The 13,056-nt window shown below is 45.5% G+C and carries 14 protein-coding genes; 9 read left to right on the top strand and 5 right to left on the bottom strand.

The window, feature by feature from the left end:
• The first annotated feature begins 23 nt into the window (after window positions 1–23).
• The 3 genes from tssD (at window position 24) to ABIO93_RS00390 (ending at window position 2,150) form a co-directional block, all read left to right on the top strand.
• Window positions 24–440 carry a type VI secretion system tube protein TssD gene (tssD, locus tag ABIO93_RS00400; RefSeq protein WP_348063461.1) on the top strand — a complete coding sequence of 139 codons (417 nt, stop codon included), beginning with the start codon at window positions 24–26 and terminating at the stop codon, window positions 438–440.
• 66 nt (window positions 441–506) lie between these two features.
• On the top strand, window positions 507–1,397 hold the full coding sequence (locus ABIO93_RS00395; RefSeq protein WP_348063460.1) for a hypothetical protein: 891 nt from the start codon (window positions 507–509) through the stop codon (window positions 1,395–1,397).
• Window positions 1,398–1,430: 33 nt separating this feature from the next.
• Window positions 1,431–2,150 carry a hypothetical protein gene (locus tag ABIO93_RS00390; protein ID WP_348063459.1) on the top strand — a complete coding sequence of 240 codons (720 nt, stop codon included), beginning with the start codon at window positions 1,431–1,433 and terminating at the stop codon, window positions 2,148–2,150.
• Window positions 2,151–2,166: 16 nt separating this feature from the next.
• Here ABIO93_RS00390 and ABIO93_RS00385 read toward each other — a convergent pair whose 3' ends face one another.
• A complete protein-coding gene (locus ABIO93_RS00385; RefSeq protein ID WP_348063458.1) occupies window positions 2,167–2,934 on the bottom strand; it encodes a TssN family type VI secretion system protein in 768 nt (255 codons plus the stop codon).
• 80 nt (window positions 2,935–3,014) lie between these two features.
• Between ABIO93_RS00385 and ABIO93_RS00380 the strand changes: the two genes are divergently transcribed.
• The 6 genes from ABIO93_RS00380 (at window position 3,015) to ABIO93_RS00355 (ending at window position 11,512) form a co-directional block, all read left to right on the top strand.
• The gene (locus ABIO93_RS00380) at window positions 3,015–3,443 is read left to right on the top strand and encodes a GPW/gp25 family protein (protein ID WP_348063457.1); all 429 of its coding nucleotides are present in this window, start codon (window positions 3,015–3,017) and stop codon (window positions 3,441–3,443) included.
• Window positions 3,444–3,569: 126 nt separating this feature from the next.
• Complete coding sequence (locus ABIO93_RS00375) at window positions 3,570–5,357, top strand: hypothetical protein (protein ID WP_348063456.1); 1,788 nt, start codon at window positions 3,570–3,572, stop codon at window positions 5,355–5,357.
• A 7-nt stretch (window positions 5,358–5,364) separates the two neighbouring features.
• Window positions 5,365–6,270, top strand: coding sequence for a type VI secretion system baseplate subunit TssG (locus tag ABIO93_RS00370; RefSeq protein WP_348063455.1), 906 nt, complete (start codon window positions 5,365–5,367; stop codon window positions 6,268–6,270).
• A gap of 185 nt (window positions 6,271–6,455) precedes the next feature.
• A complete protein-coding gene (locus tag ABIO93_RS00365; protein WP_348063454.1) occupies window positions 6,456–6,848 on the top strand; it encodes a hypothetical protein in 393 nt (130 codons plus the stop codon).
• Window positions 6,849–6,959: 111 nt separating this feature from the next.
• Window positions 6,960–9,932 carry a protein translocase subunit SecDF gene (gene secDF / locus ABIO93_RS00360; RefSeq protein WP_348063453.1) on the top strand — a complete coding sequence of 991 codons (2,973 nt, stop codon included), beginning with the start codon at window positions 6,960–6,962 and terminating at the stop codon, window positions 9,930–9,932.
• 122 nt (window positions 9,933–10,054) lie between these two features.
• Window positions 10,055–11,512, top strand: a complete 1,458-nt coding sequence (locus ABIO93_RS00355) for an amino acid permease (protein WP_348063452.1) — start codon at window positions 10,055–10,057, stop codon at window positions 11,510–11,512.
• A gap of 119 nt (window positions 11,513–11,631) precedes the next feature.
• Here the strand turns inward: ABIO93_RS00355 and ABIO93_RS00350 are convergent, their stop codons facing one another.
• From ABIO93_RS00350 to ABIO93_RS00335, 4 genes are all read right to left on the bottom strand, one after another.
• Window positions 11,632–11,853: a hypothetical protein gene (locus ABIO93_RS00350; RefSeq protein WP_348063451.1), complete on the bottom strand. Its 222-nt coding sequence runs from the start codon at window positions 11,851–11,853 to the stop codon at window positions 11,632–11,634.
• Between the two features lie 174 nt (window positions 11,854–12,027).
• Entirely contained in the window at window positions 12,028–12,237 is a 210-nt protein-coding gene (locus ABIO93_RS00345; protein WP_244822503.1) for a hypothetical protein, read from the bottom strand.
• Between the two features lie 52 nt (window positions 12,238–12,289).
• The gene (locus tag ABIO93_RS00340) at window positions 12,290–12,862 is read right to left on the bottom strand and encodes a DUF6169 family protein (protein WP_348063450.1); all 573 of its coding nucleotides are present in this window, start codon (window positions 12,860–12,862) and stop codon (window positions 12,290–12,292) included.
• Window positions 12,828–13,010 (bottom strand): hypothetical protein, encoded by a 183-nt coding sequence (locus ABIO93_RS00335; RefSeq protein ID WP_348063449.1) that lies wholly within the window; start codon window positions 13,008–13,010, stop codon window positions 12,828–12,830. The genes ABIO93_RS00340 and ABIO93_RS00335 overlap by 35 nt, the downstream gene beginning before the upstream one ends.
• Between the last annotated feature and the right edge of the window lie 46 nt (window positions 13,011–13,056).

Genomic DNA, 13,056 nt, shown 5'->3' with positions numbered 1-13,056 from the left:
TTCACTTTTAAACACTTACAACTATGCCAGCTTCAAGTTTTGACGCGTACTTTACCTGGGACGGAGGTCCCTCAGGAGACGGGATTGCCGTCATTTCATGCAACTATTCTTTGTCACAATCCATAGACGATAAAGGCCGCGTTTCTTCAAAAGTATATGGAGGTACTATTTTCATCCAGGTGGATTCATCCAGTGCTTCCGATAGCCAGGGGCTTTGGGAATGGATGGTGGACCCGGACGGAAAGAAAGCTTCGGCCAAAATTGTCTTTAAGAATGTGGATGAGGAACAAACGCAGAAGGAACTGGAACTCACTGACGTCTACTGCGTCCAGTACAGCGAAAGTTTCATCGAAACAGGATCTATGCCAATGACCACCAGCCTGACATTATCGGCCAGGGAAGTGAAGCTTTTTGGCACACCACATACCAATCGCTGGTAGGGCGGCCGACGGGGACCGGCCGTCGGCGCTCGGCAGGCGGCCTTTTTAATCATTAATCAATATTTTATGGCAGATGCAGTGGTGCATGTTTCAGCAAACATGCAGTTGGCGGCCGAGTATTACCAGCGTTGCGGACTGGATGTAATGGGCCCGGCACGTATCACAACAGGTCGTATCATTAATTTTTCTTCATTCGAAGAACTGATCGATCATATGATAAGCCGCGACGAGTACTACCAGATCATTGTTTCACACGGTTCCAGCACACACGGCTTATTAACACCATTTGTGAGGGGCGGAAGCCATAATGCAACCGGGGCGATGATGCAGGACCTGGCCAAGTTGGCGCATGACTCGGTATTTTTCCTTTTGGGCAGGGCTCATTTGCCGAACGATAACCCGTTGGTCAGAGACGCGGCACTCAAAATGGGCGTGCGAGCCGAAGTGGTGGTACGCATTGCTGAAAAACTGGTGAGCCTTCGTAAAAAGAAAATGGTCGTGCTGATCAGAGGCTGCAATATCGGAGCCAATGAAACGATGCTGAAAGCGTATAAGCTCGCTTTTGGAAGTATGATGATCTCCGCGCCGAAATGCAGAATGTTCTTTTTGAGGATCAGACCACACCTGCCTGCGCGAGGACAAAGTATGAGCGGACTTTCTTCTGGCAGGGCCACTACTGCCAATACGAGAAGGAGATTTTTCCAGCAGCCCAAAGTGGGTAACATTACCAGTCCGATTATTATCGATGTGAGGGATATTGACGGTCACACGAGGGTTGACGATGAATCTTTTGTAAGTGCCACGGGCGCGACCAATGCATGGGCGAAGGAATTTAACAAAGAATGGAATGGCGGTTTGCCCAACAATTTCATCCTGCCTGTGATGTGGGATAATGACGAGAGCAGCTATCATTGTCCCAATGAAATGGGCTATCGGATGAAACTGACGTTTGTTTGATGGTGCTGATTTTTACTTGTAAACCAGAAAGTTATGACCTCATTTCAATATGCACGGAACATCATTGTGGCCGGTGGTAACCAGTATTTACGCAATGAAGACTACGTGGCCTACGAGCAAGGCACATTGAATGCATTGCTTGAAATCATGAAAAATAACTGGACAGGTTATGGCATTATCCTGCTGATCTCCGAAATGAGGGGCAAAGAAGTGATCATTACGCCCAATTTCAGTCAAAGATGTAATGCGAGTGCAGGCTTGCCCTCATGGAAAAGTGCGAACCAAATCGAGATCGTTTACTCGCCATTGGTTTTTGGTAAAAGTACCTGTGCCAGTCCGGGCTTCACGCCGGATGAGGCATTGTTACACGAACTGATACACGCCTATCGGCAGCTTCGACACGGCCTGGTCAAAGAAGCGCCCATTTTTGCTCCTAAATTTAACTATGACAATTTTGAGGAATTTGTCGCGATACTGCTGACGAATATCTATGCTTCTGCAAAGAAGAAAACGGTACTGCGAAAAGATCACGGTGCTACTACACTTCCTCAGTCACTATCGCAAAGCGATACGTTTTTCAAAAATGAAAATAACCACGCCAAACCTATCCACGATCTGATCATTCAGGATTACTTCCTGATACAGAACTATGTGCGTAAGGATGACGGATTATTCAATCCGGTGAAATACTTCTTTTCACATTCGGACGAATGCGTTGCGATGATACCGGGCCCGCTGGTTCCTGATCCGTAAGGATGTAAGTTTAATGCTAGCCGCGAACCGCGACAATGGTTTCATTATCGACAATGTGATTGGCCTGGAAAGTCAGATCGGGATCCATATACTGGCGGCGTTTGTACCAGGGCGCTTTTTTGTAAAACAGCCAACCATAAGGCTCGCTAGTGACTGAAAGATATTCAATCGGGCTGGCAGGATTGCGGTCGTTATAGTCGTTGAGAAAAATAAAGAAGAGCTCGCCAAAGAGCATGGCGTTGGGAGCCTTGGCCCGAAAGTTTGTAAAATCACTTTCATTGGCCTTTTTGGTAAACTCAAACTGAATGACGAGCACCCGTGACAGATCCAGCAAATCCATATCAGGCAATGGCTGGCCGACGGGGTAGTACCATCTTTTATATTCTTTGAGCGGGATTTCCAGGTAATTCTGATATACTCTGGCCACAAAAATCGGGAACAGAAAACCTACCAGCGCAGTAGCCATACCGACTCCTTTAGTCAGTTCCTGAACAAGTTTGTGATAAAGGAATATAACCAGCAAAGCAGTAAGCAAGCTGATCAGCAATGTAAAACCGATGGCTTTGGCGGAACGGTTACTGAACAGGGAATCAAACCATTGGGATATCAGATAAACATGAAGAATGCCCAGGATCAGGTAACTGCTCATGGCCATCGGGTAAGCATCGCGATAATCGACAATCCAAAAACCGAGTGATCCCACAACCGACAGCACCGCTATTAATACAATCGCATAAAGTACCTGAAGTCGTTGCAGAGGGGTTTTTAGAAAAGGAATGTTCATGTAGTGCTATCAGACTGTTAATACCCGACAAAAATAAGATACACTTTCATTAATACAACCACAATTTATCAAACACGGGAATGGAAGATCAAAACTATGCATTGCCGCTCTCGCTCGACCGCATCGTGGCCGGGTTGCCTCACCCCAAATGTGCTGACAGAGAGGCCATACACCAGCATTTGTATCTTTTAATGGTTACCCATTTCGACGAGAGCCGGTTCGATAGCGGCTACGGATGCGCACTGTGGGAGCACGATTTTTCTGTATTATCTCAAATTAAATGGAAAGACCTGATCCGAGAATCGCTGGAAGAGGCCATCGTGCGCTATGAGCCGCGGCTCGGTAATCCCAAAATCCGTGTGGAAGTAGAGGAATTTGAAGTATTAACAAAAACCAATAACTACGTCCGAAAACGTGTGGGAATAGAAGTAAAGGCCACGATCCGGCGCACCAATGAACCATTCGTTTTCTTCGAACGCATTTTTATATCACCATTGTCGATTGAATAAGTACTGACATTTGCTTTGTCAACCTGAGCGGAGTCGAAGGTCGTTTCTCACTTGGAACTGCGCCTTTGCAGCGTGCATGTGCACTTCGACTCCGCTCAGTGTGACAAGCATTACACTTGACCAACTATGAACGCAACCGCACATTACACAAAAGAAACCATCTCCCGCAGGCTGTTGAAGCGCTCCGCGGAACTGTGGGGTTATGATGAATCGCAGCTGGACCAATTCGACCCGCTGGTGAGGTTACTGGTGGAAGCCTGTTCGGTTGAATTTGAAAAGGTAGGGCAGGAGATCCAGCAAACCGAGCTGCGTTTAATGACCCGTTTGGCTGAGATCTTATCCCCCGAAACGCACAATAATCCCAAACCCGCGAGTGCTGTCGCGCAGGCCCGGTCACTGGAACCGATGGCCTGGATCGAACCGGAAAATCAGCTGGTTTGTAAGCGTACCAATGTCAGAAAAGGAGAGGCGGCGGAGATCTTTTTTTCATCGGCAGCGCGATACCCGGTTGTTAATGCGGCTGTGGTGCAGTATGCTACGCCTTCGGCTCTATATGTCGTTGAAAAAGGGGTTAAAACTATGGTCGCTAACACCAGGCCGCAGCCGGGAGGAGCCCAAAACATGTGGATAGGCATGGAGGTTGACCCTGGGATAACTTCGTGGAATGGCTTTCGTTTCTATTTTGACTGGATCAATGACGCAGGGCAGTTCGGTTACCGCGCATTTCTCCCCGCCACCGTTTGGGAAGGAAACCGGCAGGATCTCGACTCCAAAATTGGTATTCAAGAAGAGGATAGTGATGACCAGGTGCTGATTTACAATGATAATTTTGTGAGAATAACCAGTACCGACCATTGGGAAAAGGGAAAACTTGCGACATCCGCCTACCCGCCAGATTTCGAAAACTTGTTCGACAACCGTACATTGCAAATGATGAAGCGGCCGCTAGTGTGGCTGAAAGTAAAATGGCCCGCAGCTTTTCCCGCATCGGGATTTGAAAATTTGACCGTAGCGCTCAATGCATTCCCGGTATTGAACAAGCAGCTACACAAGCTGACATACCGGCTACAATCCGGGCTGAATGGTGTCGCATTACCTTCTGGAGATGCTTTTTTGGGTGTACATGCTGTTGTGAATCAAAAAAATCAATCCTATACACCCACTGAAAAAAATCTGTATGCGGAAGAGGAAACTTCTGCGAGGATATATACGCTCCGGCAACAGGGTATTGGCCGATTTGATCAGCGGAATGCGAAATCGGTATTGTATCAGTTAATGGAATTGTTGCGGGACGAAGTAACAGCTTTCAATGCGATCGGGGAAGATTTTCTGGCCTCGATACTGCGGGAAATTGCGCAGAATATGGCCAGAGTTGAACAGAAATTGGGTGTGAAAAAAGCCAGTGAAACCACTGCGCAGCCTTTTTTGGTGATCAAAGGAGAGAAAAACCCCGACGTTCTTTTCATTTCCTACTGGACTACCGTTTCAGAGGCGGCGAACGGACTGGCGGGAGGATCCAGATTACAACCTTATTCAGCTTCCGCTATCAATGGCGCCGACGTGACATTGCTGACAAGGTCGCTCGACGGCAAGGCGAAACCCGACGAAATGGAGTATGTAGAGCAGCTGCGAAAGAACATCATTACCCGCAACCGACTGGTCACATTGGAAGATATCAAAGCATTTTGTGCAGCAGAACTGGGAGCAAGACTAAGGCGGGTGCAGGTGAAGCCGCATTTTATACAAAGCAATATGCCCGGGCAGGGTTTCGTGCGTTGCCTGCAGGTTGGGCTCACTCCGACGTCAAGTGCGGGAATTGACGCAGACTGGCAAAGAGCATGTGAGCTTCTTCAGGTGAAAATCGGGAAGTTATCCACAGGTATGTATCCGGTCCAGGTCATTACATTGAATTAAATCACAGATGATAGCCGAACAAAAAGCCGATCTCACCGCTGAATTCATAGCCAGCTCATGGCTGGAAGACGGCCTGCTTTCCGATCAGATCCTGTTTCGGTCATTGGGCGCATTCAAGCGACGTAGTCACCGGGATGTGGAAACGGTGGCGGAGTTGGAATTGGGTAATTTCAAAGGCCAGGTGATTGAGTCGAACCGGAGCGGGATCTATGATTATCTACCGGAGCAACTTTTTCATTTGCCTACGTCCAACTCCATTAATACATTAAAAAAGAAAGTAGACGAAATCCGCCTGCAGCGTGAAAAGGAACAACAATCTCGGTTGTTCTTTTTGCCGCTGGAACAGGAATTCTTTCTAAACCGGGTAAGCCTGGCTCAGCTTGAACAGCGCGCCTGCGAGCTGGATCCCGATTCTGAACTACTCAATGAGCTGAAAACATTCTGGCAGGCACCTGAATCAATCCCCAAGAAAACCTTTGTCAGATTGTTGCCAGTGTTACCATTCATTTCTGAAAACAGGGGAAATATGGAAATGGCGGCTGAAATATTATCGACAGTACTTCATTTGCCGGTCCGGATCAATGAGGTTTTTGGGACAAAACATATTCTGAACTCCAATGCAATGCTGACCGATGCACGCCTGGGAATGGACACGATGTTTGGGGGCGAGCTGGAAACTTACATGCCCGCACTTTCCGTCATAATAGAATTGCCGGACGAAGCTGCATTGGAAGAATGTATTAACAATGCAGACTTCGATACATTATTGAACTGGCTTTTGGGGTGGTTTATTCCGGTGGAATGCGATTATTCCGCGGAGCTGAAATTACAACCCGGCGCTTCCGTATTTCGCCTGGCGGATGAAGGATCGATTTCGAGTAGGCTGGGCTATTCGGAACTGGCGGTAGGCTAAGCTGCATTCAATTTCAGGAGTTGTCTTGCAAAGAATCCGAGTAGCACATTAATTTAGTTTTTGCACAAAAACAATATATGCAAATTATTATCAAAATAGTAACAAAGGATTGTTCGAAAAAATAGTTTGCGATTGTAATTTTTTAAAACAAAATTTGCGGTTTAATTGAAATCCCATTCCTCTAAGTGAAAACCGTAAGAGTTATCAACCAGACAATCAGCTTAATGTTAGCCGTCATGCTTTTGATGGTGGCAGGAGCGAGGTCATGGTCTGAACATTCGACTCAGGGGATTTACAATTCAAAGGCCAAAGAGATCAACAAGGATCTTTCTAAAAAGGCAGCTACTTCCAGATCAAATGAGGCAGAGCAGGCGAAAGTAAGCACGTTTTCGCTGGACGCGGTGATCACACCGGCCATTTCATTTGACTTCTCTCATTACTTCTATTTTTTACCACAACCCGTCTGGTATTTTCCATCCAGTCAGCTGGTTGTCCGCATTGCGTTCAAGGAATCGTTTTTCCTTTTCTCCTATTTCCACAGAATTTTCGGAAGGTTTATAGTCACCAACGCCCCGTAATGTCGCCTTCGCGGCTACCTTATGTTGGAACTTCGTATGGCCTGAATTCAGGGCAGTTTTCTCCAGTATTTTAAATTTCAGATTATCATTTAATTTTTTACAGTTAAAGAAATGACCAATAAAAATGGAATAATAGGGCTAACCATTGTGATTGCCCTTATTAGCGTCTATTACCTTTCCTTCACTTTTGTTTCCAGAAACATCAAAAGTAAGGCGGTAACCTACGCCACCGATGTAAAAGGTGAGGTAGATATGAAAAAGAAACAACGCTACATCGATTCGTTGTGGCGTGAGGATGTGTATCTGGGACATACATTGCAAGAGGTAATGGAGCGTGAATTGAACCTGGGGCTTGACCTTCAAGGCGGTATGCACGTAGTTTTGGAAGTAGCTCCTGCGGACATTCTGAAAGGAATGGCAGGCGGAAACGCACGCAGCGTAGCATTCCAGAAAGCATTGAAAACAGCTGCCGAAGACAAAGCTGCCAGCAACAGCGGCTTTATCAATCGCTTTGTTGCTGCTTATAAAGATGCAGCGCCGAATACAAGTCTCGCGTCTGTGTTTGCTACCAGTGCAAACCGCGGCAAGATTAGCGGCAATTCTTCCGAGAGTGATGTGATCAAGATGCTTAATACGGAGATGGATGGTTCTATCGATCGTGCATTTCAGATCACGCAAGCTCGTATTGATAAATTTGGGGTTACCAACCCTAGTATTCAACGTCTACCCGGCCAGAATCGGATATTAGTAGAGCTTCCGGGTGTTGATAATCCTGAGCGTGTACGTCGTTTGCTATCGGGTGCTGCGAAACTGGAATTTTCGGAAGTATACCTGACCAATGAACTGGCTGCCGGTTTGGACGGACTAGGCAAATACCTGACCAAACAAGCTGAAATCGAGAAGGCAAGCTCAAAACCTGCCGCAACTGTTGCTGCTACGGACACTACCAAGAAACCAGCTGCTGGTGGATTGGCTGCTCAGTTGGAACAAAAAGGCGATTCTACGAAAACTGATTCGGCTTCAATCGCGGCGCAAAGTGCAGCTTTGACAAGTCTATTTGTACCCATGCCACAAGGTCTTGGCGTATACTTGAAAGATACAGCGCGTGCAAGCGAAATCCTGCGCCGCCCGGAAGTACGGTCACTTTTCCCTGCTGACCTGGTTTTCATGTGGGACCGTAAGGGATCCGAAGCGGGAAACAACCAGCTGATCCTGCCATTGTATTTCATTAAGAAAGCAAATGGTGAAGCGGCAATGGAAGGAGACGTAATCGTGAATGCAAACCACGACTACGACGAACGTGGTCGTCCGGAGGTAACCATGCAAATGAATGGCGAAGGTGCCCGTAAATGGCGCTCATTGACTGCACGCAGCGTTGGACGCCCTGTTGCGATCATCATTGATAACCTGGTTTACACTGCACCAACCGTACAGGGTGAAATTCCTAACGGTAATTCAAGTATCACCGGTAACTTCACAGTAGAAGAGACTAAGGATATGTCTAACGTGTTGAAAGCGGGTAAGTTACCTGCTCCAACGCACATTGTTGAAGAAGCTGTTGTAGGATCTTCGCTGGGAGCTGAGGCTATCCAGGATGGTATCTGGTCATCTGCCGTAGGTTTGCTGATCGTTTTGGTCTTCATGTTTGCTTATTATAGCAAAGCTGGATGGATCGCTGACATCGCGTTGTTGATCAACTTGTTCTTCCTTTTGGGAGTTATGGCATCATTGGGAGCGGTACTGACCCTTTCTGGTATTGCGGGTATCGTACTTTCTATCGGTATGGCAGTGGATGCCAACGTACTGATCTACGAAGGTATCAAGGTAGAACTGGAAGCTGGCAAGCCATTTGGGCAGTCGGTTAGAGAGGGTTTTAAAAACTCATTAACAGCGATCATTGACTCCAACGTAACGACCCTGCTGACCGGTATTATCCTTTACACATTCGGAACAGGTTTGGTTTTGGGTTTTGCAACAACGCTGGTACTTGGTCTTTTGACTTCTCTATTCTGTGCGATCTTCATTACTCGTCTTTTGCTGGAACAGCAGATCAAGAATGGTAAGACATTCAATTTCTATTCCGGATTAACCAAAAACTGGTTTAAAGACAATCACTTCGATTTCGTTTCCCAACGTCGTCGTTTCTATATTATTTCTTCGATCATCATTGTAATCGGAGTAGGCTCGTTTATTTTCAAAGGCTTTGGTCTGGGTATAGATTTCAAAGGCGGACGTTCTTACGTAATTCGCTTTGAGAACTCGGTGGATGCTGATCAGCTTCGTACTAACATGGATGAAGTGCTTGGTTCTACTACCGAGGTGAAAACTTTCGGTGGCCAGGATCAGGTAAAAATCACAACTGCATACCTGATCGAGGAAACGACTCCCGAGGCAGATCAGAAGGCGGAAGCGAAGGTGATGGAGGCGGTTAAGAAAATTGCCGGTAATCCTGCTAAAATTGTAAGCTCAAATAAAGTAGGACCTACTATGGCGAAGGATACGTTATGGTCGGCTGTGTACGCGATCCTGCTTGCATTGGCAGCCAACTTTATCTACATCCTGATTCGTTTTAAAAGAGTGGCATTCAGTTATGGCGCTGTCGTTTCGTTGGGCCACGATGTTATCATTATCCTTGCGATTTTCTCATTGTTTAACGGCTGGTTGCCATGGTCGCTTGACATTGATCAGGCGTTCATCGGTGCGATCCTGACGATGATCGGATATTCAATGAACGATACCGTTGTAATTTATGACCGTATCCGTGATTACCTGGCAGACGATAAAGCACGTGGACAAAGCCTGTCCACAGTTATCAATAATGCATTGAACAGTACATTGAGCCGTACAGCGGTAACAGGTATCTCTGTTATCCTGGTACTGATCGTGCTGATGATCTTTGGTGGTGCGGTAATCCGTGGATTTACATTCTGTATGTTGCTGGGGGTTATTGTAGGAACTTATTCATCTCTGTTCGTAGCAGCACCGATCGTGGTTGACCTTCTGCAACGCGAGAAAAATAAGGAACCGCTAGCAGTAGCGGACGCGGCGGCACCTGCGGTAGCGACTAAGAAAGTAAAAGCATAATTTTAAAGAACAAAAAGGGGTTAGTATTATACTTTCCCCTTTTTTGTTTTGTGTATATACGTGAAAAGCAAATTTTCTTTCTAGTTTTATAACATGTTATTATAACTACAACAAAGAGCTTTATGGCAAATCAATTGTGGGTTAAAAAGCCTATTGAAAAATTATTACAAGAATCAACAGGAGAAGAAAACCAATTAAAACGATCTTTAAGCTCAACCAGTTTGGTGGCACTGGGAATCGGCGCGATCATTGGGGCGGGACTTTTCTCTTTAACCGGGATTGCTGCTGCGGAACATTCGGGACCGGCAGTAACCATTTCATTTATATTGGCAGCCCTTGGCTGCGGATTTGCCGGACTTTGTTACGCTGAATTTGCCTCCATGATTCCTATCGCTGGTAGCGCTTACACCTATTCTTATGCTACTATGGGTGAATTTGTCGCCTGGATCATTGGATGGGACCTTGTTTTAGAATATGCTTTAGGAGCTGCCACGGTTTCGGTGAGCTGGTCCCGCTATTTGCTCGAATTCCTGAGCAAATTTGATATACACCTTCCTACCCAGTTAGTATGCTCACCTTTTGAAGTAGTGAAGCTAAGTAACGGTACGGTCATTGACAATGGTATTGTTAACCTGCCTGCCATCTTCATCGTATGTATGCTATCGTTGCTGCTGATCCGCGGAACACAGGGATCTGCTTTTTTAAACAACTTTCTGGTTGTTTTGAAAGTAGCAGTAGTAATAACCTTCATTGCGCTGGGATGGAGCCACATCGATCCTCAGAACTATGTACCTTATATTCCTGAGAACACAGGAAATTATGAAAACTTCGGCTGGACTGGTATTGCGACCGGTGCGGCAGTAGTGTTCTTTGCATTTATCGGTTTCGATGCTGTTTCCACGGCTGCACAGGAAGCCAAGAACCCGCAGAAAGGAATGCCGATCGGTATCCTTGGTTCCCTTGTCGTTTGTACTATTCTTTATGTGCTATTTGCACACGTAATGACTGGTTTGGTGAAGTATACTGAATTTGCCAATGATGCCAAACCGGCTGCAACCGCATTCGCGAAAACGGGTTATGATTCTTTACAAACAGCATTGATCATTGCTATCCTTGCTGGTTACACCTCGGTAATGCTGGTGATGCTTTTGGGGCAAAGCCGCGTGTTTTATTCCATGAGCAGAGATGGTTTGCTGCCTAAGTTTTTCGGCGCGGTACATCCTAAATACAGCACGCCTTACAAAACGAACCTATTCTTCATGGGTTTTGTGAGTATTTTTGCAGGTCTTGTGCCGGTAAGTGACCTGGGGCACATGGTGAGTATCGGAACATTGTTTGCATTCTGTCTGGTATGCGTGGGTGTTTGGATGCTACGTGTGAAAAGACCCGACATTCCACGTTCGTTCCGTACACCGCTTGTGCCATTTGTTCCTATTATGGGGATTGTAGTATGTCTTTACCTGATGTACTCCCTGCCGATAGAAAGCTGGTACCGACTAGCGATATGGCTGGCGATCGGACTTGCAGTTTACTTCGGCTACGGGAAGAAGAATAGCAAATTAGGGAAGGAGCAGGAGTAGAGGAGACTTCGGCTGTCGGCGTTGAAATTATTTATAAAAAAGGTGCGGTATCTTTAAATAGGAAACCGCACCTTTTTGTTGTCGCTAGCAGCTAGCAGCTAGCAGCTAGCAGCTAACAGCTAACAGGCTTCATTTAGTTTTGAAAGCAACGTCACTACCCTAAGCTGATTCACAATGTCACCTTTCATCTCGGTAGTAACATTTTCCAGGTCTGCACTGAAAAGAAACGATTCGACCATTGCATTCATTGATCCTACAATTTCTGCGCAGCTGTCAGTAAGGAAAAAATTACGAACATCGCGCACAAGTATTTGTTCGCTTTGCGATAAATCTGTTTTCATACCGTTAGTTAATTGGTTTGTGGAATTTTGAAGTGTGTTCATACATTTACGAAAGTTTGATTGTTAGTTGATTAAACTGGCCCGGGTGATGAAGTTTCGCGACCGAATCATCCGGGTTTTTTCTTTCTATAATTTACGGAGTTTTACATAAATTTAGGTCAAATAAAAAGCCATTTAAGGCTTATATCTTACTATTGTTTCTATTTCAAAATGCCCATATTCCACTAGTATTTCCTTCATTCTTTTTTCCGAAATACCTCGCTCATATATATAATCTTGCATTGCCTGAACCGCCTTTCCTTTCTTCATTTCCGGGGTCAATGTAGGATATAAATTCTTCACCCACCAATCAAATGCCTCTTCTATCGAGCTGAACGTTTTCATTTCTCAAATGTTAAGAGTTTTATGTAAAACTCCACAAATTTAACTAGAATATTTATTTGCACTCGATCCGACATTCAAGAGAAGGCGGGTAACCCTTTGAAATCAAGTCGTCTTTAATTTCAATAGCAGTAATTTTTATTTGTTCGAGTTTAGAGCAGGTATTGGGTACGAGCAGCATCATATCGAACCTGTCAGCAGTCCACATACTTGCTCCGCTAATAGTGATTCTGGTAACCTCTTTGCTTACCAACTTACAAGCTTCATTATACCAGCGAGCAAATGTGATTTTTCTGTTCCTTTGTCTGCCATCCATTGTTTCGTACATAACAAACAATGATCTTTCTGGGTTTGCTTCAAAAGTCTGCGCCAGTATATGGATGACTGTCTCTTTGATTCTCGCGTCATGCTTGTCCACAAAAAAACCTTCGGATCGACTAATTCGCCTTAATCCAAAGGTTAAGATATCACCTTTTATTAGTGGATAATCATCAAAATACCCGGAACCATTTAAAAAGTAGCAGGAGTAGAAGGCACCTGAGTCAGTTTTAAAAAAATACTCTTCCTCCTCACCACGATATTCAACCGTATACTCATAAGACCTTAACGAACCTAACTCCTCTCGCATGTAATTCATCCCTTGTTATTTTTCCGTCGTAATACAAATTAACGGATTCCTGGTCCGCCCTTACTTTTTCAATGAATCGAGTCAATCGATCGTCTTTCTTTACACCATTGGCAGCTTCTGCCACAGGCGCGTTTGCTGTTTTGTTCATGGTTTTTTTGGTTTCGATTTTGACTTTTTTGAACGTAGTAATGGGC

This window comes from Dyadobacter sp. (assembly GCF_039919315.1).
Classification (GTDB): Bacteria; Bacteroidota; Bacteroidia; order Cytophagales; family Spirosomataceae; genus Dyadobacter.
The sequence above is the reverse complement of the archived record's forward strand: the minus strand, read 5'-3'. Positions and strand labels throughout refer to the sequence as shown.